Below are 26,280 nucleotides of genomic sequence, written 5' to 3'. Positions count from 1 at the left end.
CATACGAGGTTGGAATGCCGGCTTGGACACTCGCAAGCGATGATCATGCTTTTGCGAATGGCTTCGCGTTTGAGGAGGTCACCACGCCGGAGGCAGCACTGTCGGCGTTGCGCGCGAAGGTCTCGGTGGCCGATGAGCGCGATGCGGCGCTTCTCGTGGGCGTATGGCGACAGTTTCGCGAAAGCGCAGAGATTGGACCGAACGTCCGCCTCGCGCTCAATGCGCGACTGATCAATCTTTCCGAACGAAACCGCGCGCGCCTCCCTGGCGATTGCGTCATCCGCGGCGTATTGAAACTGGAAGCGGGCGCCGAGCTGGAAATCGGCCGCTTTTGCTATGTGGGCGACGGCGTGGTGATCAGCGCCAAAGAGAGCATCTCCATCGGCGATTCCACTCTAATTGCGCATGGCGTTCAGCTCTTCGACAACAACACCCACCCCACATCCGCGGCACAGCGCGAACTGCAGTTCCGGCGCATGATTGGGTACAAAGATCGCAACGGTCCGATGGCGATCGAGTCAGAGCCGATTTCGATCGGACGCCGGTGTTGGGTGGGCATGAACAGCATTGTCATGAAGGGCGTCTCGATTGGCGACGACACCATCGTCGCAAGCGGCAGCGTGGTTGTGGCCTCTTTGCCGGAAGGCGTGATCGCGGCCGGCAATCCCGCACGCATCGTGCGTGAACTTACAGCCGAGGAACGCAACTCGTGACAACCCCGGCGCTGAAGCCGCCGCCGAAACTGCCTGGCGCCGCCGCTCCCTACTCCCCGCATCCAAACTTTTTCGACTGGCCGTCACTCATCGCACGCGACAAAGCGCTGTGGGAGTGTGCGGTCGCTAACGCCGACGGCCCCCTTGTGCTGATCGGTTCGAACACAGGTATGCACGGCGCCGTCATCACGATGGATAGCGTACTCGGCGCGGCGCTCACCCTGCGCGGCGCGCGCGTGCACTACATGCTGTGTGACGGCGTGCTGCAAGGCTGTCTAATGGCGAATTATGCGGAAAGCACGCCGCCCAAACTTATCGTCGAACGCGGCCTGTTCGGCGCACTCTGCAAGGCCTGCTTCAATCGCGGGACCAATCTTTATCGGCCGCTGGGTTTGCCAGTTCAGCGACTGAGCGATTTTCTGGAGCCGGCGGATTACGCCGCTGTTGAAGCCGAAGTCGCGGCGATGAGCAGCGACGAACTTGGCGCGTGGGCGCCGGGCGGCGCGGCAATCGGTGAGCACGCGCAAGCAGGCGCGTTGCGCTATTTTGCGTGCGGCGATCTTCAAAATGAGCCGTTGGGAGGTGCGGTGCTCCGGCGTTACCTAGAGGGCGCAGCATTGGCGGCCCGGGCTTATCAGCGGCTGATCGCGCGCGAAAAGCCGGATGTGGCCGTGCTGCACCACGGCATCTACAGCCCCCAGGGCGTCGTGGCCGACATTCTGCGCCGCGCAGGATCACGCATCGCGACCTGGGTTGTCGCCTATCGCAAGCACTGCTTCATATTCAGCCACGATGACACTTATCACCACACACTGATCTCCGAGCCCACGCCGACGTGGGAGACCCTGGCGCTGACGGATGCGCAGAAGGCCGAGGTGCAGGAATATCTCGCGAGCCGTGCGGGCGGCGCGCGTGATTGGATCTACTTCCATCGCGAACCCGACACCGGCTTCACGGAGTTCGCGCAGTCGCACGGCATTGACCTCCAAAAGCCACTTGTTACCGCGCTCACCAACGTCATGTGGGATGCGCAGCTGCATTATCCGATGAACGTGTTTGCGGGCATGAAGGAATGGCTGGTTGAGACTGTGCGCTGGTTTGCGGGGCGCCCGGATATTCAATTGCTGATCCGAGTTCACCCTGCCGAAGCGCGCGGTGCAATCGTCTCGCGCCAACGCGTCATCGATGAATTGACGGCCGAGTTCCCCCAATTGCCGGCCAATGTCTTCCTTGCGGGACCGGAAGAGGACGTCAGCACCTACGCTGCGTGTGCGGCGAGCGACGCGGCGATCATTTATGGCACCAAGATGGGCGTCGAGCTCGCGACACTGGGCATGCATTGCATTGTGGCCGGCGAGGCCTGGATACGCGGCAAAGGACTCACCCACGACGCACAATCGAAGCCGCACTATTTCGAGCTGCTCGCTAAACTTCCCTATGGCGAGAGCATGCCCCGCCCGGATCGCGAGCGCGCGCTGCGCTACGCCTACCACTTCTTCTTCCGTCGCATGATGCCGCTGCCGTTCCTTGAGCCCAACGGCAGAGGATCGATGTTCGACATCGCAATCGCGAGCCTAGCTGATTTGGCGCCGGGCAAGCATCCTGGGCTTGATGCGATCTGTCACGGCATCATGACCGGCGCGCCTTTCGTCTATGAAGCCGAGCGCTTCGGCTGAACATGGCCGCGCCCGACGCCACTCCGCCAAAGACCTCGCCACTCCGGCAAGTCTTTCGCACGCTTCCGCAACCCGTGCGCGCCGCTCTGCGCGCCATTGCGCTGGTGCCCATTCGTCTGCCTGGCGTGCTCTATCGTCAGACGCGGCGGGCAGGGTGGCGCATTGCAGAGTCGATGAGCCCGCCGCGCCAACCTGGCCTCTTCTTTTGGCAAATGAAGCGCGCGCCGGGACGATTGTTCAACATGCTGAGACATGCGCGCTGGGAAATGCAACCGTCGGCGCGGCATGCGGGGTGGCAGATGAAACGATCAGCGCGCATTGCAAGCCAGCGCCGCTGGCGTTTGCCTCGCCTCATATTCGGCAGGCACCACACTCTCGATGTGCCGGATCAACCGTCGTTTCCGCACGCCCTCGCGCGCATGCAACAGCACGATCTCGCCATTCGCTCGATCATTAATATCGGCGCCGGATCGGGCGACGATTCTGAATACGTGCAGCGTGCGTGGCCCAACTCGCGCACCTTGCTCATCGAAATGGATGGCCGCTTCGAAGAGGGCTATCATCAGCTCAAGACGGAACTGCCTAACCTTGCCTGGGCGATCTGCGCGGCGGGTCCGCACGACGATCTCGGCCGCATGCAAAAGAGCGACATTGGCGGCGTCGGCGGCGCTATCGATCTTGAAGAAAAATCAGAGGCCGGTGCGCCGGTGCAGTTCAAGCGCATCGATACTTTGGTGCGCGAACACGCGCTCCCAGGCCCCTTCTTCCTACGCTTCGACACGCACGGCTTCGAACTCGACGTGCTGGCCGGCGCGACGGAGACGCTGAAAAACACGGCGCTCATCATGATGGAAGTTTACAACTTCAAGCTTCGCTTCACCGGCAACAAGAACCTCACGTTCGATGAGATGTCGTTGCACATGAAGAGCTTGGGGTTCCGTTGTGTGGACATTTGCGACACGCTGCATCGGCCAGGTGATCTCGCGCTCTGGCAAATGCACCTCTTCTTCATCCGCGACGATCACCCCCTGTGGACGGATTCGAGCTATTCCAAGCCAGGATTGCGCTGATCCAAGCGCGCGAACTTGAGGCTGGATTATCCGTGCCATACAGCTGGATCGAGAGGTCTTTCAAAACATGGATTTGTCACGCGACACAACGTTGAACGCCGCACTCACTCGCATCGCCAATAGCGGTGTACAAGTCGCATCCACAATAAAGATTGGCGCTGGATCGGGTGCGGATGTCCCGCATGTCGAACGATTTTTCCCCGGCTCGCGCACTTTGCTTGTGGAAATGGACGCGACGTTCGAACCGCAATGGCGCTCGTTGCAAGCCAAAATCCCGTCGCTGGCATGGGCAATCTGCGGTGCAGCAGACGAAGACCGCGACGGCTACATGCGCAAGAACAGTCTGACGGGCGGGAAGGTGGCGCAGGAGCCCTCAGCCGACGCAACACGGATCATGCATCGTCGCATAGATACCCTTGTCCGCGAGCACCAGATGCAAGCCCCCTATTTTCTCCGTTTCGACACGCACGGCGCCGAGATGCTCGTCCTCGCCGGCGCAACTGAAACACTCAAAGATACGTCGCTCATACAAATGGAGTGCTACAATTTCAAACATACGATGACCTTCGACAAAATGGTCGGAAGCATGCGCGAACGCGGCTTCCGCGTAATCGATATGTGCGAGCCGTTATTTCGCAGTGACGGGGCATTCTGGCAGGTTCACCTATTCTTCGCGCGCGACGACCACAAAGCATTCAAAGACAACAGCTTTCACGTCGCCTAACCTTTACGGCAGGACGCAAGCTCTCCGGGGCAGCATATTGTTGCCGGCGCACTGCTTCGAGCGGTATTCGCTGATGTTACCGAGCGTCGCTATGGCGGCAACGTGTTAATGCGCGCGCTGAATAAGACGTTCTTCAGAAATTTTGATTCCACGAAAGCGGCGCACTTGGAGGCAATCGAGCGTCTCCAGGAGTTCGACCGCGCCGTCTCGCAAAACTATTCGCGCCACACTTATTTTTGTCCCGCAAGGCGGCATGAATTCCATGCGTGCTGGCGAACCGCACAAGAGATAAGCGCGGCGCCGAGACTCGCTTGGTCAGCCGTGCCAGTCGCGACGCTCCCGCTGTCGGGCCACGGCTTTGCGGTCTGCATCCACCATTTCGCGAACGAGATCGGTGAACGAAGTTTTGTGGCGCCAGCCCAATTTCGTGCGCGCCTTGGTGGGGTCACCGAGCAATTGCTCGACCTCGGTCGGACGGAAATAGCGCGGATCGATAGCAACGAGCACATCGCCGGTCTTGGCGTCGAGGCCCTGCTCTTTCTCGCCCTTGCCGCTCCATTCGATCGAGCGGCCCACTTCGGCGAAGGCGCGCTCGACGAATTCGCGAACGCTATGCATCTCGCCGGTGGCGAGCACGTAATCGTCGCCCTGCGGCTGCTGCATCATCAGCCACATGCCCTCGACGTAATCGCGCGCATGGCCCCAATCGCGCTGAGCATCGAGGTTGCCGAGATAGAGACGCGGTTGCAGGCCAAGCTCGATCGCCGCGACCGCGCGCGTGATCTTGCGGGTAACGAAGGTTTCGCCGCGCAGCGGGCTTTCATGGTTGAACAGAATGCCGTTGGAAGCGTGAATGCCGTAGGCTTCGCGATAGTTCACCGTGATCCAGTACGCGTAGAGCTTAGCGGCGGCGTACGGCGAGCGCGGATAGAACGGTGTCGTCTCATTTTGCGGAACGGCCTGGACCTTGCCGTAGAGCTCAGACGTGGAAGCCTGATAGAAGCGCACGCGCTCTTCCATCTTCAGAATGCGAATAGCTTCGAGCAGACGCAGCGTGCCGATGGCGTCGGAGTTGGCGGTGTATTCCGGCGTCTCAAAGCTGACATGGACGTGGCTCTGCGCCGCGAGATTGTAGATCTCGTTGGGCTGAACTTCTTGGACCAAGCGGATGAGATTGGTGGCGTCGGTGAGATCGCCATAGTGGAGTAAGAAGTTGGTCTTGCCCTCGTGCGGGTCCTGGTAAAGGTGATCGACGCGCTCGGTATTGAACGACGAGGAGCGCCGCTTGACGCCATGCACCGCATAGCCCTTGGCCAGCAACAGCTCCGCTAGGTAAGCGCCGTCCTGACCTGTAACGCCGGTAATGAGGGCTGTTTTTGTTCCCAATTTGTATCACTCCAGCGCACGCGTAAGATCCGCAAACGTGGCCCGTAATAGGCGTTTCAGAAGCACCCGAGCAACACCCTCAGGCACAGCACCGGCCCGCGCTTGACTGCCCGGCGCAGGAAGCTAACCAAGAGCCAGCTGACGCCTCTGGCTGGGGCGCTGGGGAGATTTGCCATGAAGGTTGCTTATTTGTCCAAGGTCGCTTTCGCGGGCGCCCTCCTGCTTCTTGCTGCGTGCGGCCAGAACGGCGAGCAGGCGGCCACGACGGAAGCGCCGCCAGCGCCGCAACTCGAGGCCTATACGTGGGGTGCCCAAGCGCCGAGCACGTTTGAAGCGCCTTCGACCATGCACCTCGCCAACGGATACGGATACGCGATCTTGGCCAATACGGCTGTGGCCACCGGCGACACCGTCAACGCCCGCCTCACCGTGCAGGGCGCGACAGGCCGCTGGGTGCGCGTTGTGCTGCAACGTCACTGCGATTCAACTGCTGGCGATGACGCCACGCCGATCAATGTCGAGCTCAACGGCCAGCCGCAAACGGTCGAGGTCAGCCACACCTTCCAGGCCAATTATTCGTGCATCCGTATGTCGCTGATGTCGATGGACTCGCAGCCGCTGAATCTGACGGTTAGCGATCTAGCCGTGAGCAAGGGCGCGGCGCTGCGCGATACCTCGGGCGGTTGAGCTAAGCGGAGGCGGCTGGCGGTCGCAGCGTGGGTCGATGCTGATTTATCAGGCAACCTTTCCCCGTTGCGGCGCCGCCTTTCTTCGCGATCTCATCTCGATCAATTTCAGCTACCTCTCGGCCAACGGCTACGATTCAACCTCCACCTTCCCTGAAAAATGGGACGTGGCTGACGTCGAGGGCGAGCCCGATCTTCAAACTTATGCAAGCCGCACAGCGCCCGGACAGCGCGAGCTGCTGCTGCGCCACGGCGCGCTGAAGCGCCTAACGCCCGAACTGCGCCAGCGGCTGGCTGCTGATTCGCACTTGTTGTTTGTCAAAACCCACGACCCGCCGCCCGAGCAGGCGTTTCCGGGCGAAATGGCGATCCAATTCGTGCGCCATCCCGCGCCGGCGATCGTCAGCTACTGGCGGCTCGAACATCTCCGAAAAGAGAGCCTGCTGCTCGACGACTTCATCGTCGGCGATGCGATGTTCGGCTCATGGACCGACTATCACCTTGCGTGGGAGCGGACGGCGATGCCGGTGCTGCGCCTGCGCTACGAGGATGTGATCGCCGGCCAGGGCGCGGCGATCAAAACCATCGCGAAATTCTTGAACATCGCCGCGCCGCCGCGCCCACGCGAGATGCCGCTCGCGGCGGCCACCGAGCGCAATCCGACCCGCAATCCCGGCGAAGGCTTCGATGGCTGGCGTCAGCGCACGACACGCGCACAGCGGCGCGCGCTCTGGAATTGCCACGGCCTACTCGCCTACCGCTACGGCTACACGCCGTTTGCAGGCGTGCGATCCGTAAAGCGCCAGGGACAGGGCTGGACGAGCTTTGAAGCGAGCCAACGCTTAGTGCCCTGCGCACTGGAGCCGGCCGACTAGGCTTCGCGCCAATTGCCTTTTAGAAAATCGGCGTACGCGTCAGCCACGCCATCGCGCAAAGCGATGCGCGCGCGCCAGCCCAGTGCATTGATCTTGGAGACGTCGAGCAATTTGCGCGGCGTGCCGTCCGGCCGCGCGGTGTCGAAGCGCAACACGCCTGTGTAACCGACCACATCGGCCACCACCCCTGCGAACTCGGCGATCGTGACATCCTGCCCCGTGCCAATGTTGAGCATGTCTTCCGCCGAATAACGCTCCATCACAAAAACGCAGGCATCAGCCATATCATCGACGTGTAAGAATTCACGGCGCGGCGCGCCCGTGCCCCAGACAACGACCTCATGCGCGTTGGCGAGCTTGGCCTCGTGGAAGCGGCGAATGAGCGCTGCGGGCACGTGGCTGTGTTCGGGGTGATAATTGTCGCCCGGTCCATAAAGGTTGGTCGGCATCACGGAGACGAAGTCGTCGCCGAATTGCTTGCGGTAGGCTTCGCAAAGTTTGATGCCGGCGATCTTCGCGATCGCGTACCATTGATTGGTCTGTTCAAGCGGTCCGGTAAGCAGCGCTTCTTCCGTCATTGGCTGCGCCGCATCGCGCGGATAGATGCATGACGAACCCAAGAACAACAGCTTCTCGACGCCCTGGTCATGCGCCGAACGGATGACATTCGCGGCGATGCGCAGGTTGCGATCCAGAAAATCGACGGGGAAGGAATTGTTGGCGCTGATGCCGCCGACTTTGGCGGCCGCGAGAAACACCGCTTGCGGCTTGTTGGCGGCGAACCAGGCTGCGACCGAAGTTTCGCTTTCGAGATCCAACGTTGCACGCGGCGCACTCAGCACCTCGCACTCGCTAACAGCCAAGTGCCGCACAATAGCGCGCCCAACCATGCCGCGCTCACCGGCGACAAACACACGCTTGCCGCGCAAAGGATAGATGACGGCGCTCATGTCTTAGAAGTCCCGACGCGCGCGCGCACCCAGTCATATAAAGCCTTGTCGACGGGATGATCGCGATAGACCTGCTCAGCTATTTCTGGTGTAACCACCGCTCGCCGAGGATAGTGCTCTCCGGCAACGTTTGAACGTACCCCTCCCGTCGCAACAACACCTACGTCCGCACAAAGCATATCGGAGAATGTTTCATAGTCCTCAGTAAGGCCCAGCAGCCAGAACGAAGAAAGCAGTCTGGTGACGTCATCGAACATCTGCTCGTCGGCCACGTCATTGGTATTCTCTTTGAGAAAATTTTCTTTGATCCAACGACAGACGAAATTGCGCTTCTGACCTCGATACCACCAAGACCACTCAGGAACACCGTTACCGGCCCGAACCCATTTATCTTCTACGTTGAAGTTGTAATGGCTGACCACGCGAGCCGCCGGATCTCGCAACACACCACAATACTTGACCACGCGCGGACCCGGCACCAGGTCTTTAGTAAACACCGATGCGTAATGTCCGAGAATGACTCGCGCTTTCGCGCGCTCTTCCACGGACCGTTCCTCCCACGCGGGAATTCCACGCGCCTGCGCATCCGCAACCCCAAATGGTCCCAAGTGAATAAACTCACTATGGAAGACAAGTTTCGTACGAAAATGATCGCGCAAGGTCTGCCCACCCGTCTTAGGGACATGCATGACGATATGCAGATCATTCGTCACAAAAAAACTCCCCTCGGATGTTTCATCGGTCTCGCGTCACCGGCGTATCACACACAAATGGCGTGTTTTCCAGAATGCCCTCGCAGATGACATCGAGCCCGGCGCTTTTTCCCCGCGCCAAGGCAGCGGCGCCGTCAATCGCGACGCGGAACCGGCGCGGACCCGACGCTGGCTCAACGAACGGAATTTCAAGCATGCGGCGGAAGAAGAAATGGTGGGCGTAACGCCGCGCCAGATCTTCCTGGTCCGGATCCAGGCGATGGCCGAACGGCAATTGCGCCAGCTTCGCTTCATAATCCGCCGGTGAGCTCACATCGTGCGTGAAGCCTTTGCCGCGGACCCAAGCTTCTCCAGCAACGATCACCGGTATGCTCAGAGCACTCAGCTCAACGCCTAGCTTAGTGCCGAAAATCAGCACGGCATCTGCGCGCTCCGCGAGCGCATAGCTGGAGAGCGAACTTTCAGGCGCAACTACGCGCACGTTCGCCGCCAGGTTCGGAAATCGTGCGGCGATGATTTCGGCGGCGCGCTGACGCGAAGGCGGCGCACCAGTCGCCTCGGCTGGGTGAATGCGGATCACAAGCTGCAGATCAGGCCGCTTTTCGAACCACACAATCGTGCGCTCAAGCCATTCCTTCTGGCTGGCAAATGCATTGTTCGGAAAGTGCAGCTGCGCATCCCAGAAAACGTTTGTGTAGGCGGCGATGATGGGTTTTTGCGGGTCCAACCCGAGATCGCGGACGTCATCTACTTTCCTTGGATCGGCATGGAATTTGATCCAATCACCAGCGCCAGTACGGCGTGAGTAGAGATAGTTCAGTGTCCTCTCACGATCAGCGTCAGTGAACGGCCCATCGCGCCAACTTTCCGCGCTCTCTTCCATCAGCGTATAATGATAAGAGTCGTCGTGACTGAAGATGAAGCAGTGGCGGCGATAGGCCGGATTCCAAGTGACGACGCGTACGTTGCGCGCACGCGCCACAGCGACTGCCAAGCCCTGCGGCGTGTAGATGCCGTGATGGGCGACAAGTACCTTGGGCCTCACTTCGTCGATCAACCGCTCATAGGAGGCCGCCGAAAGCGCCGCGGCCTCGATGAAGCGCCGCAGGATCGCCGCACCGTGCTTTTCGCTTGAAAGATCGCTGCGCGCAAAGAACCGCAAAGCACCAGCCATCGCATGCTCACCAATCGAGACGTCGTTCCATAAAATTGATCGGAGATCATCGAGGTTTGCCGTGTCCGCAAGAGCCTTAGCCTGGCGCCGGTCTTCGTCGGACTGCGCGCTCGTCAATTGCCGCGTGGCGAGACCTAGAGCATCGAGGCGCTTTTGTGCGGGCTCGTAGCAATAGCCGCACAGCAAACGATCTGGGCCTTTCTCGGCAAAGCCCGCAACATCCGCCGTGAGATTGAACTCACACATCTGGCAGGCAGGCAAAGCGGCATCGCACAGCACGTGAGTCACCGCCGCACCGCGCACGGTGAGCGCCACGCCAAGCAAGCGGTCAATGGTCTCAATCGCGAAGTGACCGCCCGTATTTGTGGCGATCATCACGCGCGCACCGCCCTTTGCTGCTTCGAGCGCGGCGCGCCATGCCGGATCATGCGCGAGCGCCGACAACCCATCGCCTGCATCAGCGCGCGCAATGCCATTAAGACGCAGCAAGCGCAAACGCGCCGCCGCGGGCCAGCGGCGGAGCCACGATTTCATGCGCTGAGAAAATCCGTAATGCTCCGCGCGATGCCTGCGCCATCGAGGCCCATGGCGGCTAAGACCTCGTCCGTTCGACCGGACGGCGGCACTTCATGAAGGCCAAGAGACAAACAACGAGGCTTGGCGTGCGCGTGTTCGGCGATAGCGGCGAGCACCATCTGCCCCTGACCACCTTGCAGATAGTGATTGTCGAGAGTGACGATCACCGGATAGCGCGCTGCAATCTCGCTGATCCACGCCGCGTCAACGACGTTGAGCCACGGCAGCGAGATGACCGCGAAATTCTTGCCATCCTGCGCCAAAGCCGTGGCTGCGTTGATCGCCTCGGCCACACCCAAAAGACCCGCGGCGACGATGGCGCCGTCGGCGCCTTCGCGCACCACGTAGCCTTTGCCCCGGCTTGGCTCGTATCCGGCAGGAAGCTTGGCCGCGGTGGCGTAGGGCATCGAAGCGAGGCGCAAGAAGCTTGGTCCCTCGTGGGTCTCGATGCACCAATCGAAGAGCGGCCCGACTTCGTCGGGGCAGCACGGCTCGATCATCACCATGCCGGGCATGCCGCCAATGGCGGAAATTTCGCGCACGCTTTGGTGCGAGTGACCTGGGCCTGCAGGAATGACGCCGGACAAGCCACCAACATAAACGATGCGCGTCTTCTCGGTGGCGTTGTTATAGATTTGCTCGTTTGGCCGCGTTGAAAGAAAACAAGAGAACGAGTGCACGATGGGCAGCATGCCATCAAGCGCCAGTCCACCGGCCTGGCTCACCATATCCTGCTCAGCGATGCCGCATTCAATGAACCTATCGGGATAGGCATCGCGGAAAGGTATAAGGCCCATGTCCAAGATGAGATCGGCATCAAGCGCGATAAGCTCAGACTTTCGCTCGGCCTGCCGCATCAAGGCGTTGGTATAGGCAGGAAAGAGCTTCACCTGCTCGCTCGCCGCCAACGGGGCCTCAGGACGCGGCGCCACAGAAACCCGTACTGGTGAAAGCTCAAGCGCCGCGAGCTTGGCCGCGAGCCGTTGCTCCAGCTCAAGCACCGCCTTTTGGTAGTGATCGGCTGTCGGCGCACCGGAGTGAAACTTGAACATTTCGACGTCGCTATCGATTGCGACACCTTCCATGAACGACACGCCCTTGCCCTTGATGGTATCGGCGATAATCACTTTGGGGCGCTGCGTTTCCTTCCGTAGACGCGCGAAGCACGCCGTGAACGCGTCGTGATCATGGCCATCGAGGCGCTCACATAACCAACCAAAAGCTTCGAACTTGGCCTGGAGCGCCCCGAGATCGGATGTCCGCGCCACCGAGTAATCGGATTGAATCTTGTTGTGATCGACGATTACGGTGAGTTCGCCCATCTGCCGGTTCGCGGCCGAGACGAGCGATTCCCAGATCTGACCTTCCTGCAATTCGCCGTCACCGGTCATGACATAGACGCGCTTGGGCTTACCTTTAGCACGCGCGGCCTCGACCATGCCCTTGGCCTTTGAGATGCCCATACCTAGCGAGCCGGTGTTGGTAACAAGGCCCGGCACGGAAATGTCCGGATGTCCCGGCAATCCGTGGAGGCGGCGCAGCTTGTGCAGCAGGTCTTCTTCAAGCACCCCGATGGAAATCAGCACCGAATACAGCGCCGGCGCGTCGTGCCCCTTCGATGAGAAGAAGACATCACCATCGCGATCCATCTCGGAGAGATAAAGATGCGTCATCACGTCAGCAGCCGAGAACGACGAGCCGATATGACCGGAGCCCGCATTGGCAATCATGTAGAGCGCGTTGAGGCGCGTCATGTCGGCATATAGCGACATCAGCGCCGGCTTGGGCGCATTGGCGCGCGCTACGCGATCGAACTCGCTGCGTGCGACATAGTAGAGCTCGCTCTGTACGACTTCACCAATCAGATCGCCCAAATTCGGCTCCCGCCCTGCTCACGCATCATCTATTTCCACGGCCGCTTGGCCTGCAACCCCTCGCCCGCTCACAAGTGATCGAGCCAGCCCCAGTGGTCGTGTTCCCATGCCTTGTAGGCAAGGTTAAGCGCCGCCGCAGCCTTCTCGGCGCGCTCGCCGGGCTGATCCAACGCGCGGGACATCACGGCGGCAAAGGCTGAAGCATCGGCGCGATCGGCGATCCAGCCAGCCTCGCCCTTGCCGATCTGCTCACCGAGCGCGCCAACGGGAGTAACGATGCAGGGCGTGCCGCGCGCTATCGCCTGGGCGACGACGCCCGATTGCGTTGCCGAACGATAGGGCGCGAGGACCACGTCCGCGTTTGCGATGAGGGCTTCAAGCTCAGCATCTTTCATCCACGCACGTTCGGCGCGCTCGATTTGTGGATGAGCAAAGCGCGCCAACATCCGATCATCAAGAGCGGGCCCCAGGCCCGCGATTTTGAGCCGCCAATCATCGCGTGTATTCAATGGCGCCAACGCATCGGCAAGAATGTCGACGCCCTTATAAGCGATCATCCGCCCCGCCAAGACAAGTTGGACCGGGTTTCCGTTCTTAGACCGCGACGGCGATGGCTCAAAGACAGATTGCAGCGGCGCCACCTCGACCTTATGGGAGGCCACACCCAAGGCGCGTAAACGTCCAGCGGCATATTCGGAGAGCGCCATAACCTTGCGCGCGCGACTGAGCAGGACGGCCTGGGTCGCACGTTGCAGCATGCGTGCATAATCGCCCGGATGCGGCTCTGGATCGTGCGCACAATAGACCAGAGGTTGCTTAAGACCGGCGCTCAACGGCGCGGCCGACGCAAAATTCATCGGCACAATCACCAGATCGGCGTTACGCGCCTGATCGGCCAGAATGCGTGCGCCTCGCGTTAGCGAGCTGAGCGTCGTCAGGGGTTTGCGCCGATCGGAAACGATGTTAGCGGCGAGAACTTGGAAGTCGGCATCGCGCGCGCGCTCGAGAGTAGGATCGTCAGCACGGAGCGACAGCGTCACTGCGCTCGCGCCAAAGCGTACGCTCAATCGGCGCGCAAGATTGTATGCAAAAAGGCTGCCGCCCCCACCGCCCGACCAAAACCAAATCAATATACGCGGCGTGCTCATGGCCTTTTAAGCAGCGCCCAAGCTTTCGCCGCCTCTTCGGCGGCGTGTTGGCTTGTATACTTCAGCTCAATAAGTGCGCGCGCGGCCTTACCAAAGCGTTGGCGGAGCGCATGATCCGTCGCAAGCTTGGATAAGCCCGCAGCGAGCGCTTCGACGTTGTCATGCGCGACCACGAGCCCCGCGCCATCACTGACGACCTCGCCGCAACCGGGAGCGTCGGTGGTCACCACTGGACGCCCACAGGCGGCAGCTTCCAGTAATGTGCGCGGCAACCCTTCGCCGCCGCGCGATGGAACGCAGGCAATTTGAACTCCTGACCAAAAGAGCGACACGTCTTTGATCTGACCAACAAGTTCGACGCCGTCACTAGCGCGCCATCTGCTCAATTCGCCATCGGTTACGAATTCCGGATTTTCTGGATCTGACTGACCTGCAACGCGCAAAACGATGTTGAACCCTTTTTTGCGCAGACGGACCACAGCATCGACAGCAACATCGACACCCTTGGAACGAATAAGACGCGCAACCACGCCGACAATGATGGGCGGGTGAACGGGCTCTGGCGTCGGCAGATAAAGGCTAGGTTCAACGCCGGCTCCGGGCATCAAGACCACCCGATCATCGGACAAGGCGCGGCGCCCCTCCACCCATCGGCGATCCGCTAGGTTCTCAACAATGAGCACAGTCCTGGGTTTCGAAAGTTCATGCCGAAGCATATGGCGAAAACACCATCCAATGAGCTTTGCCCAGGCCGGCGCCGAAGATAGCGCAAGATAGCCACGTCCCGTCAGCGCGAAAGCGCGTCCCGCGCCGCGCGCCTTAAGCATCATCGTCAGCGCAATGGATTTCAGCGAGAACGGGTGGATGATGTCTGGCCGCTCTGCATCGACGATGGCCTGCAATTTCGGCAATTGGCGAGCTATGGCGCCTAGTCCAAAACCGCCGCGTGCGAACGGCACGTCGATGACACGCACATTCTCCCCATCCATCGCCCCGGACCTGCGACCAGCAATGACGACCTCATAGCCATCCTGACGCGCACGCTGCGGGAATGCTCTAAAGTGCGAACGGAAAAACCAATCCTCGCTCACGATAAAGAGGATCTTCTTCATCGCTTGGCAGTTGGCTCAAGTCGCAACACTTCGGCAAACGCCAGAAAGATGTGGTAGAGCACCGAGGCAGGCACAGCGCTGACCATGGGCGCGCCATTCCCATCGAAGCGATCGATCCACAATCCCGGACGCGAACGCGCAAAGTATCGGCCAAATATGAGTTCGAGCGTGCCGTTGATACGCTCAATCGGTTGCAGATCGGCGCGGTGCGAAAGCGCGACCCAAGCTTTGATCCGTTCGGTATTTGGCCAAGCGCGCGAACTCTCCGCAACGACAGCGCCGTCCGACAATATCCCGTCAAAGACGACCTGCGTCTTAGGATCGACGCCGTAGGCCTCTGCGAACGACGCGAGTGCTTCGATCTCGTGATTGAGATCGGTGCCGGTTAGCCGCTGGTGCGTGGACAATATCCACGCCCACTCAAAATGATGACCGGGTATGAGCGTTCGGCCGAGCTCACTCTGCTCGCGCGTCCAATCGAGCGAGAAATATTCGCCTAGCGTTCGGCCGTCGAAAAAGCGACGACGCAACAAGGCGACCAATTCCTCAGCTTGATCTAGAAAGCGCTGATCACCCGTCGCCTCGAACGCGGCGTGACAGGCTTCGGCAAAATGCATGTGTGGGTTTTGCAGATAAGCACGCTGCTGCGGCAGCGTGTGCCAGAAAGCGCCATGCGGGCTTCTCATCTTCTGCTGGATGTAATCCAACGTTTCATGCGCGAGGCGAAGGACCTCCGCGTCTTGCGAGACACTGTAGCGCCAAGCTAGCGCAAAGAGGACAAACGCCAGATCATAGAGATCGGGCGCGGGATCGATGATTGCGCCCTCGCGCGAAAGGCGGCGCGCCCAGCCGCCGTCGGCGAGACGGACTTTATCGCGCAGATAGATGTAGCCCTGCTCTGCCAAATAAGCGCCAGGCGACCAGCCAAGTTTGGCAGCATGCGCAAAAACGTAAATCTGCCGGCAAATGACGCGCACGCGCTTGAAGGTGCAGGCCGTTGGATCCGCCTCTTGCGAAAGCTCCTCCAGGAAGCCTCCGTGCGCGTGATCGACACCGCGCTCCGCCCAAAGCGGCAACGCATGGTCAAACATCCAAGAGCGAACTCTTTTGAACGCGATTTTCCCCCCAGCGCTTGCAGGGACTTCCGCTAGAGACTTCTCTATCGCCAACTGCGCCTCGGCGTTCCTCAAGATTGCCAGTCAAAAACTGGCTCAAGCACGTGCAGTTGCAGCCGTGCGTAACACCCGCCGGATAATGTCAGAGCTCTAGTAAAAAGCGTAGCCTAGAAAGACTCGTGCATAAGCAACAGGTCCGCGAGTTCAAGGTGCGGATCGCGGTAGGGAACACTGGCGTCGAAGCCACCGCCACCGACAGCTGCCGTGTAGCTCGCAGGAACAAGAGCGGCCTCAGGGCCGGTCACCGCGACATACGATTCCACCGGAGCTTCATCTACCGGAGCGGAATAAGAAACAGGCTCGCTCAACGACAGACGCAGATCGGATGCCGAAGCGGGCGCAGCGTGGCGCGCAATCACAGGCACACCGTTGCCGAGCGACACCGTCCGAACCTGCTCGATCCTATCGTCTGTTGCTTCGCGAATGAGCGTCATCGACGCTTCACTTGAGGCGAGCTGCGAGTGGATGGCGTTGACCTCGTCACGCGTCATCGGCGCTGGGTAGGCGGGCAACGATGCGTAGGCGTTGTCTTCAGCTGATGCGGTCGAATCTACCCCAAACGTGGAGGCGACGCTGGCGCCAACCCAATCGCCGAAGCCGGCGGGCGAAAACGCAACGATCGCGATGGCCGTTGCGGCAACACCGGTAAAACCCGACTTCACAACCGTGTCACGGACCTCGCGTTCGAAAGGAGTTTCCCCGGCCATTCTAAACTCCCGCGAACCACAATCTGCCGAGCAGCGTCGTTAATACGCGCTCACGGTGTACTAGAAGCACCAAAACTCGCGCGTTCACAAGCCCGAAGCGCTTGTTCTTCCGTGACTATGCTGAAATCTTGCTTACGAAATTATCTCCATGACCGAACCTTTGGCAGATGGCCGGAGCCTCCCGATCCGCCAGGCGCTCGCAGTCGCGGCATTCTTCTGCTTGACCCCAGGATTTTCAGCCGGCGGCGCGATTGGCCTCCCGGTACTGATGGCAGTTACGGCGCTTGCCGCGCTCGATCCAGCCCACCTTCGGCAAACGGTTGAAAAAAATAGGATATTTGTCGCACTCCTGGCGGCGCTGACGGTTTGGCTGAGCGTCACCGCGACCTGGTCGCCCTGGCATGGTCAGACCTACCTCAAGGCGCCTGCCACCCTTGCGATGGGGCTTCTTTTCGCAAGCGCAATAGCTCAAACCCGACTTGCTCGGCTTAGCCTGGCAGGCGCGCTGGCAGCCCTCGTGATGCTCACAATTTTGATCAGCATCGAGGCGATTTGGGGCTCGCCGCTCAATCGCGCCGCGGCGCCAGAAGCCTCTGCCTTTCAATTAAACCAGAGCCCCGCCCGCGGCGCGGTGGTGATGCTTGCCCTGCTCTGGCCATCGCTTGCGTGGCTCTTGGCGACCGGCGCGAGATGGCGTTGGCCGGTAGCGGCGATCGTCCTAGCTGGCGCCGGCTTCGTATCGCTTCAATTTGGACAGCTCTCGACGGCATTTGGATTGGCCGTAGGCGCCGTCTGCTTTGCTGGTGCATTCGTTGCGCCGCGGATTGCGATCTTGGGGCCAGCCTTTGGTCTTGCAATTTGGACACTGGCGGCGCCGTTCGCGACCCCACTCATCTTCGCAGGCCAAATCGATTGGCTTCCACACTCTTGGGCGGTGCGCGTTGGGATCTGGCGCTACGCGAACGCACGCATTCTCGAACAATTCTGGTTTGGCCATGGCCTAGATGCCGGACGCGCATCCACTGCTATGGCGAATTATGATGGCGAGGCGCTGCGCGTGATCCCGGTTCACCCGCACAGTGCTTCGATACAGATTTGGTACGACGCGGGCCTGATCGGCGCCTTGCTCACTGCGGTCTTGATCGCACTGACCGGCCTTAGCCTCGCCAACGCCTACGGCAAAGACAAGCTCGCGGCTGCCCCCGCGGCAGCAGTGATCGCGATGTTCGGCATGATGGCCAACATCGGCTGGAGTCCATTTCAAGAATGGTGGATGTCGACAATGATCCTCGCGGGAGGGCTGGTCGCCGCGATTGGCGTTAAAGCCGCCAGAGGTTGATGCCTGACGGCATCGTGCTGCGATCCAAGAAACCGCGCACATCCATGACCACGCCAGCGCCGCCACGCAGCAGCTTGGTGATCATCGGCCAGCCGCCGTCGCGAAATTCCTTGTGAGACACAGCGACTATCACGGCGTCCACTTCGCCGATTGAATCGAACGGCGTCAGCGCCGCGCCATGCTCTTCAGAGACATGTGCGTCGGCATATGGATCGTGAGCGACGACATCAATGCCGAACGAGCGGAGCTCATTGACGATGTCATAGACTTTCGAGTTGCGAACGTCCGGCACGTCTTCCTTGAAGGTGACACCCAGCACTGCGACACGCGGATTGGACTTGCCAGAGCGGTTCAGCAACCGGACGCATTCTCGGCCAATATGCGGGCCGATGCTGTCGTTCACCCGGCGGCCCGCCAACACGACTTGCGGGTGGTAGCCAACCTGTTGGGCCTTGTGGGTCAAATAGTAGGGATCGACCCCAATGCAGTGGCCACCCACAAGGCCTGGCGTGAAGCCGAGGAAATTCCACTTAGTGCGGGCCGCAGCCAAGACGTCGCCGGTGTCGAGACCAAGGCGCCCGTTGATAAGAGCCAGTTCGTTCATCAGGGCGATGTTGATGTCGCGCTGGGTGTTTTCGATCACCTTGGCAGCTTCGGCGACCTTGATCGACGGGGCGCGGTGAACGCCGGCGGTGACGACGGCGCCGTAAGTTTCAGCGACGATATCGAGCGTCCTGGCGTCTGACCCGGAAACGACTTTCACGATCGTCTCAAAGCGGTGGAGGTGATCACCTGGATTGATCCGCTCTGGCGAAAAGCCAAGTGTGAAATCGACACCGCTCTTTAGGCCGGACGCCTTCTCCAGAATGGGGCCGCACTCATCCTCGGTGCAGCCTGGATAGACGGTCGATTCATAAACGACGATGTCGCCCTTCTTCAGCGCCTTTCCTACCGTGTGCGAAGCGCCGTGCACCGCCGAAAGGTCAGGCACGAGAGCATCGTCGATCGGGGTCGGCACTGTCACGATAAAGAAGTCGGCTCTCTTTAAGTCTTCGACGTCGGTGGTGACGTAAAGATCAAGCGACTTCAGCTCTTCTGGCGTGACTTCGCGCGTACGATCCTTGCCTTCGCGCAGTTCCGCCACACGAGAGGCGTCAATTTCAAAGCCAATGACCGAAAAACCCTTGCGCGCAAACGCGACGGCGGCAGGCAAGCCAACATAGCCCAGGCCGATAACAGCGATGCGGCGGCGTTCGTTCATGATTAACTCTGAATTGTCGGCAGTTGGTTGATTTCGCTAGCGCTACCACTTATCGAAACCACACATTGAAAACAACCGCGTACACCTGCCGCGCAACCTCTAAAGAGCGTTAAAATATGAAACCCGTGCTCGTTACCGGCGCTGCCGGTTTCATCGGCTATCACTTGTCAGAACGCTTGATGCGTGAGGGGCGCACCGTCATCGGTTACGACTGCATGTCGGACTATTACAGCGTCGAGCTGAAGCAGGCGCGCGTTAAGAAATTGCAGGAAAAATCCGGCTTCACGTTCGTGCAGGCCGAACTCGAAGACGCGGCGACGCTGAAATCCCTCTTCGCTGAGCACCAGTTTGATCTCGTGTACAATCTCGCCGCCCAAGCGGGCGTACGCTATTCGCTGGTCAATCCGCAGGCGTACATCTCAGCGAACCTCGAAGGGTTCATGAACATTCTTGAGTGCTGCCGCTACAACAAGACCAAGCACTTGGTGTTTGCCTCATCCAGTTCAGTTTACGGCGCTGGCACCAAGATGCCGTTCTCGGTGCACCAGAACGTCGATCATCCGCTCAGTGTCTACGCCGCTTCGAAGAAGGCAAACGAGCTCTTTGCGCATTCGTATGCGCACCTCTACCGGCTGCCGGTCACTGGCCTACGCTTTTTCACGGTGTACGGCCCCTGGGGCCGCCCGGACATGATGATGTTCCTGTTCACCAAAGCGATCCTCGAAGGAAAGCCGATCGACGTCTTCAACAACGGCATGATGCAGCGCGACTTCACCTACGTGGACGACATCGTAGAGTCGCTGTTTCGCGTCGGCGAACGGGTTCCGGGGCCAAATCCGAACTGGGACAGCACGAGCCCCGATCCGGCGACGTCAAACGCGCCCTACCAAATCTACAATATCGGCAACCACTCCCCGGCAAAGCTCTTGGACGTCATTGCCATCCTCGAGAAGGAACTCGGGCAGACGGCGACCAAGAATATGCTGCCGATGCAGCCCGGTGATGTGCCGGCGACGTTCGCAGATGTCGAAGACCTCGCCCGCGATGTCGATTTTGCGCCGCGCACGCCGATCGAAGTCGGGGTAAAACGCTTTGTTGAGTGGTACCGAGAGTACTACAGGGTCTAGATGAGCTTGCGTATCATTCCCGCGATCATGTCCGGCGGCGCCGGCACGCGGCTCTGGCCTCTTTCGACTGAAGATCATCCCAAGCAATTTCACGCCCTGATGGGTTCGCGAACGATGTTCGCGGAAACGGTTGCGCGGGTGAGCGGCGATATAGGCAATATCGCATTTGCATCACCCATCGCGCTCTGCGGGCAAAAGCACCTTGCCCTTGCGCGTTCGGCTTTTGCTGAGGTCGCAAGCGCCCCCGCAGCGATCGTGATCGAACCCAAGGCGCGCAATACGGCGGCAGTTGCCGCATCCGCCGCCGGTGTGGCCCAAGAGCTTGATCCGGAGGCTTTGGTTTTGCTGCTGCCGGCCGATCACGTGATCAACGATGTTGCGGCGTTTCATGACGCCATCAAAACAGCAGCGCCGTTCGCCAAGGATCGGATCATCACGTTTGGCATCACCCCGCAGAGCCCCGCAATTGTGTACGGCTACATCAAGCGCGGCGCGCCGCTGGCGACAGGCGTCTTCGCCATTGAGGCCTTTAAAGAAAAGCCCGACGCGCCGACCGCCGAGACGTATGTGCGCGACGGCGCCTATTCCTGGAACAGCGGCATGTTCCTCTTCAGTCCACGCGTTCTGCTCGGAGAGTTCGCCGCTAACGTCGCGATCCGCGACCTTGCGCTTGCCTCCCTTCAAAGCGCGCGCCGCAGCGGCGACGAAATACGCCTCGGGACCGAGTACGAAACGGCGCCCGCGATGCAGCTTGACGTCGCCGTGATGGAGCGCACGGTGCGCGCAGCTGTTGTGCCATGCGACATCGGCTGGGCCGATGTTGGTTCGTGGGCCGAGGTCTTGCGCCTGGCGCCGCGCAATGGCGACGGGTTTGCACTTTTAGGCGCAGCCGCAAGCTGCGATACCTCAAAGATGCTGGCGAGCGGCGTAAGAACCGCCACGCTCGATGGCGAGGATCTGGTTGTGGTCGCAGCTGAAGGCGGCCTGATGATCCTGCCGCGCGAACGCAGCACCGATGTTGCGGCGCTGCGCGCGCTTGCTGAGAAGCTGGCCTAGTCGAGCAACGCTTTTACGGTTTCGACAATGCCTTCTACCGTGATGCCGAAATGGGCGTAGGCGTCTTTCGCCGGCGCAGACGTTCCGAACGTCGACATCCCGACAAAGGCGTCGAGGCCGAATGCCTCGAACCAGCCTTGCCCGATTGCAGCTTCACAGCCGATCTTCAATTCGTCATCGCCGCCGCAGACTTCATCCTGATAGGCATCGTCCTGCATTTCGAACATCTCAAAGCACGGCGCAGAGACAACGCGCGTTGGGATGCCTTGCTGCTGCAGGCTCTCGCGCGCCTTTACAGCGAGGGCGACTTCCGTGCCGGTCGCGAAGATCGCAACACGCGAGGCGCCGCCCTCGGCGCCCAATAATTCGTACGCGCCGCGCACCGAAAGATTCTCGCTGGCGTCATCGCGCAGCGCCGGCGTTGCTTGCCGCGACAGCGCAAGCACGCTTGGACCATCATCGCGCAACAAGGCCGCCTGCCAGCACTCGGCGGTTTCAACCGCGTCGGCGGGACGGAAGACTGCGAGATTGGGAATGGCGCGAAGGCTCGCAAGATGCTCGACCGATTGGTGGGTCGGGCCATCTTCGCCAAGGCCGATGGAATCGTGCGTCATGACATGAATGACGCGAATGCCCATAAGAGCGCTTAAGCGAATAGCGGGTCGCGAATAGTCAGCGAAGGTAAGGAACGTTCCGCCGTATGGGATGATCCCACCATGCAAGGCCATGCCGTTCATGGCCGCGGCCATGCCGTGTTCGCGAATGCCATAGCGAACATAACGGCCGGCGCGGTTCTCTGGCGTGAAATCCTGCGAGCCCTTGGCCAGCGTCAGGTTTGAGCCCGTGAGGTCAGCGGAGCCGCCCAGCAATTCCGGGCATGCTTCAAACATCGCGTCGATAGCGCCGCTCGAAGACGAGCGCGTCGCCAACGCGGGTTTTTCGGCCGCCATTTTCGCAGCGTGCAAGCCGAGCGCTGCAACCGCAGCCTCGATATTGCTATCGCTCATGGCGGCGGCAAATTCTTCCCTGTGCTCGGACTTTTTGAGGCGCGCGGCCCATTCTTCACGTTTGCCGGCGCTGCGCGCACCGATTTTTAGCCAGGCGGCGCGAATGTGATCGGGCACTTCGAACGGACCATATTTCCAGCCGAGCGCGGCTTTCGTTGCCGCAAGCTCATCGGCGCCGAGCGCCTCGCCGTGGGCCTTGGCAGTGCCGGCGCGCTTGGGCGAGCCAAAACCAATCGTCGTTTTACATGCAATCATCACCGGGCGATCGGACTTCATCGCCTGCTCGAACGCGCGCGTAACATCTGCAACGTCGTGACCATCACATGAAAGCACGCTCCAGCCGCTGGCGGTGAAGCGCGCCTTTTGATCGGTGGTGTCGGCGAGCGAAATCGCGCCGTCGATGGAAATCGAGTTATCGTCCCAGATCACGACGAGCTTGTTGAGCTTCTGGCGGCCGGCGAGCGCGATTGCCTCCTGGCTGATGCCTTCCATCAAACAGCCATCGCCAGCGATCACCCAAGTACGGTGATCGACGAGCGCACCACCAAAACGCGCCGCCAGGTGCGCTTCCGCCATCGCCATGCCAACTGCGTTTGCCAGGCCCTGCCCGAGTGGACCGGTCGTGGTTTCGATGCCGGTGGCGAGAAAGTTTTCCGGATGGCCCGCTGTCTTTGACCCTAATTGGCGGAAGCGCTTGATCTCATCCAAAGTCATGTCGGCGTAGCCGGTGAGATGCAGCAAAGCGTAAAGCAGCATCGAGCCATGGCCCGCAGAGAGCACGAAGCGATCGCGATCTGGCCAGTTCGGATTGCTCGGGTCGAACTTTAGGAACTTCGAGAACAGAACTGTCGCCGCATCCGCCATACCCATCGGCATGCCGGGGTGACCGGACTTGGCTTGCTCCACAGCGTCCATCGCCAGGGCGCGGATTGCGTTGGCGAGTTCTTTCGCCTCGACGCCTTCGATCAGTTCGCTTTTGCTCATTGGGGTTCCTTCGCTCAGGCTCTTTAGCGCCGATTCGGACGCTTTGCCTGGAGCGAGGTCTCCGGTATCAGCGGAAAACGCCCGAAGGAATGCGGCGGCGGAGCTTCATATGCAGATTTTCATCGACAGCGCCGATGCGGCGGAACTGAAGACGCTGGCGCAAACCGGCTTGGTCGATGGCGTAACGACGAATCCATCGCTCGTTGCGAAAGCGGGTCGCGACTTCTTCGAAACACTCCGCGAGATTTGCGCTGCTGTGCCTGGTCCGATCAGCGCTGAGGTGGTCGCACAAGATTGCGAGACGATGATCAAAGAAGGCCTCAAACTGCGCGCTGTGGCGCCGAACATCGTCGTAAAAGTGCCACTGACGCCCGAGGGCCTCAAGGCCTGCAAATACCTCGAAGACAACGGCCACCCGACCAATGTCACGCTTTGCTTTTCAGCCGTTCAGGCATTGATGGCGGCAAAGGCGGGGGCGACGTTCGTTTCGCCCTTCATTGGCCGGCTTGATGATAACGGCCAAGACGGCATGGAATTGATCCGCGAAATTCGCGCGATCTTTGACAATTACGACTATCCGACGTCAATTCTTGCAGCGTCGATCCGCACGGCAGGGCATGTGCGAGACGCAGCCATCGCCGGCGCAGATTGCGCCACTATCCCGCCGACTGTGTTCAAAAGCCTCTACAAGCACGTCCTTACGGACATGGGACTTGAAGCGTTCCTGAAAGACTGGAAATCGACGGGACAGTCGATTTTGTAGGCGATCCTATGGGCGCCGATTAGCGCCCTGCGAGCGCCTGCAGACGGCTGACATTGTCGTCCGTGCCTTCGCGAGCGGCATCCATCGCACGCTCTGCATCGGCCAGCTGCGCCTCGATTGCGACGACGTCGAGCGGCTCAAGCGCCGGGGCTTGCTGGTCCATCTCATTCGCAAACGCTTCGCGCATGCTGAGGCCGCCCTGCATCGCCACGGGGCCGACGAGGCCCACCAGAGCCATCGCACCCGCACCAGCAATGAAGCTGGCCACGACCATGCGAACGGTGGCTTTGACGTTAGAGGGCGACATTTGTGGAAAACTCCCGGACCGGCGGCGGTCAGTTAACAAAAGGTTGCCAAGATGGCAAACGCTACTTTGCGGCGCCGAAGAGAGATGGTCTGTGACTGGCGTCACCACCCTCGACACCATACCCACCGACTAAAGCGGCTTATGGGCTAGCCTAGCCGAAAATCCTGAATTTCAGCCGAATCTGACGCTCAGGTTCAGTTGCGGCTCGTTCAGGCTTCGGGTGTAAGGTGGTACACAAATCGCCGTGCTGCGGCGCCGAAGACGGGACCACAATGGCTAGCGCTTCCACCTCACCTCGAACGCTACGGAAAGCGGTACTTCCGGTTGCCGGTTTCGGAACGCGGGTGCTGCCCGCGACCAAGGCGATCCCAAAAGAGTTGCTTCCGGTGTTCGACCGGCCAGCGATCCAGTACGTCGTGGACGAAGCTCTGGCCGCTGGCATCGAGCACATAGTCTTCGTCACCGGGCGAAATAAGGGTGCGATTGAGGACTATTTCGACCGATCTTATGAACTCGAAGTAACGCTTCAGGCGAAAAACAAAGCCGAACAGCTCGCCGAAATCGGGCTCTCAGTGCCTGTCGCCGGCTCAATGAGCTTTGTGCGCCAACAGGCGGCGCTGGGTCTTGGCCACGCCGTCTGGTGCGCCAGGGACATTATCGGCGACGAGCCTTTCGCAGTGATGCTGCCGGACATGTTGATGATGGCCAAGCCCTCGTGCCTCGCGCAGATGGTCGATGCGTACAACAAAGTTGGCGGCAACATCATCGCTGTAGAGCCAACCGATACACCCGAACGCTATGGCGTCATCACACCGGAAAGCCGTGATGGGCGCCTCATCAAAATGAAGGGCATGGTCGAAAAACCTAAGCGCGAAGAAGCCCCCTCGAACCTCTTCATTAGCGGCCGCTATATTTTGCAGCCAGAGATCTTCGCGCTACTCGAAAGCCAGAGGCCAGGCGCCGGCAACGAAATCCAGCTCACAGATTCGATGGCGCGCCTGATGAACGTGCAAAAGTTTCACGCCCTCGAGTACGAGGGCACGACTTATGATTGCGGCGACAAGGTTGGCTACATGCGCGCTAGCGCCGCTTACGCGCTTGCCAGCGAGCACGGCGACGATGTCGCCGCGGTGATGCGTGATCTTCTCGCCAATCGCGGAAAATGACCGTCCGCGACTTCGAAACGCGCGATCTCATGATGGAAGCGGCGGCGGCGCGCATCGCGGAGGCCTTAAACCATGCGATTTTCGAGCGCGGCTGCGCAGTAGCTGCACTCTCAGGCGGGACGACACCCGCGCCTGCCTACGCTCTACTTGCCGCCAAGCCGGTCGACTGGCGCCACGTCACGTTTATGCTGGTGGACGAACGCTTCGTACCAACGACGGATGATGCATCCAACGAAGCATTGCTGCGGCGTACGCTCGCCCCCGCCTTGGGCGCCGGCGCGAGATTGCTGCCAATGTATGCGCACAACACGACGCCCGAGGATGCTGCCGCACGAGCGGACGCGCTCTATTCCAGCCAAGCCATCGATATCGCCGTTTTTGGCATGGGCAATGATGGTCACACCGCTTCTTGGTTCCCGGGCGCAACGGGATTGGAATTGGCGCTAAAGAGCCCGCGCACTGTGATCGCCATAAGCGCGCAAAACGCTGCGGGCTCATCTCAACGTTTGACGCTCACGCGCACTGCGCTATCGCGCTCACGCTCAAATATTCTTCTGATCACCGGCGCAGAAAAGCGCGCGCTTCTCAATGATCGAACACGCGCGCCGCTGCCTGTTGATGCATTGGCTGAGCTTCCCGCGCCGCTCGAAGCACTTTGGGCGCCCTGATACCTACTTTCTCCTTGTGACGAATGAATAAATCCGCTATCGT

The 26,280-nt window shown here is 60.3% G+C and carries 24 protein-coding genes; 12 read left to right on the top strand and 12 right to left on the bottom strand.

Translation table 11 applies throughout. The features are described from left to right. The first annotated feature begins 14 nt into the window (after positions 1–14). From ATE48_RS13320 to ATE48_RS13305, 4 genes are all read left to right on the top strand, one after another. Positions 15–713, top strand: a complete 699-nt coding sequence (locus ATE48_RS13320; protein WP_066772284.1) for an acyltransferase — start codon at positions 15–17, stop codon at positions 711–713. Then, entirely contained in the window at positions 710–2,389 is a 1,680-nt protein-coding gene (locus tag ATE48_RS13315; protein ID WP_228126618.1) for a capsular polysaccharide export protein, LipB/KpsS family, read from the top strand. Before ATE48_RS13320 ends, ATE48_RS13315 begins: the two co-directional genes overlap by 4 nt. Positions 2,390–2,391: 2 nt before the next feature. Further along, a complete protein-coding gene (locus tag ATE48_RS13310) occupies positions 2,392–3,459 on the top strand; it encodes an FkbM family methyltransferase (protein ID WP_066772283.1) in 1,068 nt (355 codons plus the stop codon). Between the two features lie 91 nt (positions 3,460–3,550). Continuing rightward, a complete protein-coding gene (locus tag ATE48_RS13305; protein ID WP_228126617.1) occupies positions 3,551–4,183 on the top strand; it encodes an FkbM family methyltransferase in 633 nt (210 codons plus the stop codon). A gap of 315 nt (positions 4,184–4,498) precedes the next feature. Here ATE48_RS13305 and gmd read toward each other — a convergent pair whose 3' ends face one another. Beyond that, entirely contained in the window at positions 4,499–5,569 is a 1,071-nt protein-coding gene (gene gmd / locus ATE48_RS13300; RefSeq protein WP_066772278.1) for a GDP-mannose 4,6-dehydratase, read from the bottom strand. A 174-nt stretch (positions 5,570–5,743) separates the two neighbouring features. Here gmd and ATE48_RS13295 point away from each other — a divergent pair, with 174 nt between their 5' ends. Together ATE48_RS13295 and ATE48_RS13290 are read left to right on the top strand one after the other, a co-directional pair. After that, positions 5,744–6,256 carry a hypothetical protein gene (locus ATE48_RS13295; protein ID WP_066772276.1) on the top strand — a complete coding sequence of 171 codons (513 nt, stop codon included), beginning with the start codon at positions 5,744–5,746 and terminating at the stop codon, positions 6,254–6,256. A 37-nt stretch (positions 6,257–6,293) separates the two neighbouring features. After that, the gene (locus tag ATE48_RS13290) at positions 6,294–7,130 is read left to right on the top strand and encodes a sulfotransferase domain-containing protein (protein WP_066772273.1); all 837 of its coding nucleotides are present in this window, start codon (positions 6,294–6,296) and stop codon (positions 7,128–7,130) included. Here ATE48_RS13290 and ATE48_RS13285 read toward each other — a convergent pair. The 8 genes from ATE48_RS13285 to ATE48_RS13250 all read right to left on the bottom strand — a co-directional run bounded on the left by ATE48_RS13285 (position 7,127) and on the right by ATE48_RS13250 (position 16,559). Beyond that, positions 7,127–8,080 (bottom strand): GDP-L-fucose synthase family protein, encoded by a 954-nt coding sequence (locus tag ATE48_RS13285; RefSeq protein WP_066772272.1) that lies wholly within the window; start codon positions 8,078–8,080, stop codon positions 7,127–7,129. The genes ATE48_RS13290 and ATE48_RS13285 overlap by 4 nt on opposite strands. Then, a complete protein-coding gene (locus ATE48_RS13280; protein WP_156767765.1) occupies positions 8,077–8,793 on the bottom strand; it encodes a hypothetical protein in 717 nt (238 codons plus the stop codon). The genes ATE48_RS13285 and ATE48_RS13280 overlap by 4 nt, the downstream gene beginning before the upstream one ends. A 22-nt stretch (positions 8,794–8,815) precedes the next feature. Next, positions 8,816–10,501 carry a capsular polysaccharide export protein, LipB/KpsS family gene (locus ATE48_RS13275; RefSeq protein ID WP_083197343.1) on the bottom strand — a complete coding sequence of 562 codons (1,686 nt, stop codon included), beginning with the start codon at positions 10,499–10,501 and terminating at the stop codon, positions 8,816–8,818. Further along, complete coding sequence (locus tag ATE48_RS13270; protein ID WP_066772270.1) at positions 10,498–12,417, bottom strand: transketolase C-terminal domain-containing protein; 1,920 nt, start codon at positions 12,415–12,417, stop codon at positions 10,498–10,500. The genes ATE48_RS13275 and ATE48_RS13270 overlap by 4 nt, the downstream gene beginning before the upstream one ends. Before the next feature lie 68 nt (positions 12,418–12,485). Next, positions 12,486–13,565: a glycosyltransferase family 4 protein gene (locus ATE48_RS13265; RefSeq protein ID WP_066772269.1), complete on the bottom strand. Its 1,080-nt coding sequence runs from the start codon at positions 13,563–13,565 to the stop codon at positions 12,486–12,488. Next, on the bottom strand, positions 13,562–14,677 hold the full coding sequence (locus tag ATE48_RS13260; RefSeq protein WP_066772267.1) for a glycosyltransferase: 1,116 nt from the start codon (positions 14,675–14,677) through the stop codon (positions 13,562–13,564). Before ATE48_RS13260 ends, ATE48_RS13265 begins: the two co-directional genes overlap by 4 nt. After that, entirely contained in the window at positions 14,674–15,768 is a 1,095-nt protein-coding gene (locus ATE48_RS13255) for an AGE family epimerase/isomerase (protein ID WP_083197342.1), read from the bottom strand. The genes ATE48_RS13260 and ATE48_RS13255 overlap by 4 nt, the downstream gene beginning before the upstream one ends. Positions 15,769–15,959: 191 nt before the next feature. After that, positions 15,960–16,559: a hypothetical protein gene (locus tag ATE48_RS13250; RefSeq protein WP_066772265.1), complete on the bottom strand. Its 600-nt coding sequence runs from the start codon at positions 16,557–16,559 to the stop codon at positions 15,960–15,962. 148 nt (positions 16,560–16,707) lie between these two features. Between ATE48_RS13250 and ATE48_RS13245 the strand changes: the two genes are divergently transcribed. Next, a complete protein-coding gene (locus tag ATE48_RS13245) occupies positions 16,708–17,898 on the top strand; it encodes an O-antigen ligase family protein (protein WP_066772263.1) in 1,191 nt (396 codons plus the stop codon). On the opposite strand, the gene ATE48_RS13240 is transcribed toward ATE48_RS13245, so the two are convergent. Continuing rightward, the gene (locus tag ATE48_RS13240) at positions 17,879–19,159 is read right to left on the bottom strand and encodes a nucleotide sugar dehydrogenase (RefSeq protein ID WP_066772259.1); all 1,281 of its coding nucleotides are present in this window, start codon (positions 19,157–19,159) and stop codon (positions 17,879–17,881) included. The two genes, ATE48_RS13245 and ATE48_RS13240, sit on opposite strands and share 20 nt — an antisense overlap. A 116-nt stretch (positions 19,160–19,275) precedes the next feature. Between ATE48_RS13240 and ATE48_RS13235 the strand changes: the two genes are divergently transcribed. Continuing rightward, positions 19,276–20,286: an NAD-dependent epimerase gene (locus tag ATE48_RS13235; RefSeq protein WP_066772257.1), complete on the top strand. Its 1,011-nt coding sequence runs from the start codon at positions 19,276–19,278 to the stop codon at positions 20,284–20,286. After that, positions 20,287–21,342, top strand: coding sequence for a mannose-1-phosphate guanylyltransferase (locus ATE48_RS13230; protein ID WP_066772256.1), 1,056 nt, complete (start codon positions 20,287–20,289; stop codon positions 21,340–21,342). It abuts the gene before it with no gap. Here ATE48_RS13230 and tkt read toward each other — a convergent pair. After that, positions 21,339–23,333, bottom strand: a complete 1,995-nt coding sequence (tkt, locus tag ATE48_RS13225; protein ID WP_066772254.1) for a transketolase — start codon at positions 23,331–23,333, stop codon at positions 21,339–21,341. The two genes, ATE48_RS13230 and tkt, sit on opposite strands and share 4 nt — an antisense overlap. Positions 23,334–23,442: 109 nt before the next feature. On the opposite strand from tkt, the gene fsa reads away from it, so the two are divergent. Next, positions 23,443–24,096, top strand: coding sequence for a fructose-6-phosphate aldolase (fsa, locus tag ATE48_RS13220; RefSeq protein ID WP_066772252.1), 654 nt, complete (start codon positions 23,443–23,445; stop codon positions 24,094–24,096). Between the two features lie 19 nt (positions 24,097–24,115). On the opposite strand, the gene ATE48_RS13215 is transcribed toward fsa, so the two are convergent. Then, positions 24,116–24,403: a hypothetical protein gene (locus tag ATE48_RS13215; RefSeq protein WP_156767764.1), complete on the bottom strand. Its 288-nt coding sequence runs from the start codon at positions 24,401–24,403 to the stop codon at positions 24,116–24,118. A 272-nt stretch (positions 24,404–24,675) separates the two neighbouring features. Between ATE48_RS13215 and galU the strand changes: the two genes are divergently transcribed. Both galU and pgl read left to right on the top strand, forming a co-directional pair. Next, positions 24,676–25,569: a UTP--glucose-1-phosphate uridylyltransferase GalU gene (gene galU / locus ATE48_RS13210; RefSeq protein ID WP_066772247.1), complete on the top strand. Its 894-nt coding sequence runs from the start codon at positions 24,676–24,678 to the stop codon at positions 25,567–25,569. Next, positions 25,566–26,237 carry a 6-phosphogluconolactonase gene (gene pgl / locus ATE48_RS13205; RefSeq protein ID WP_066772245.1) on the top strand — a complete coding sequence of 224 codons (672 nt, stop codon included), beginning with the start codon at positions 25,566–25,568 and terminating at the stop codon, positions 26,235–26,237. Before galU ends, pgl begins: the two co-directional genes overlap by 4 nt. Positions 26,238–26,280: the final 43 nt, after the last annotated feature.

Origin of the sequence: Candidatus Viadribacter manganicus, assembly GCF_001679665.1 — a bacterium.
Taxonomy (GTDB): Bacteria; Pseudomonadota; Alphaproteobacteria; order Caulobacterales; family Aquidulcibacteraceae; genus Vitreimonas; species Vitreimonas manganica.
The sequence above is the reverse complement of the archived record's forward strand: the minus strand, read 5'-3'. Positions and strand labels throughout refer to the sequence as shown.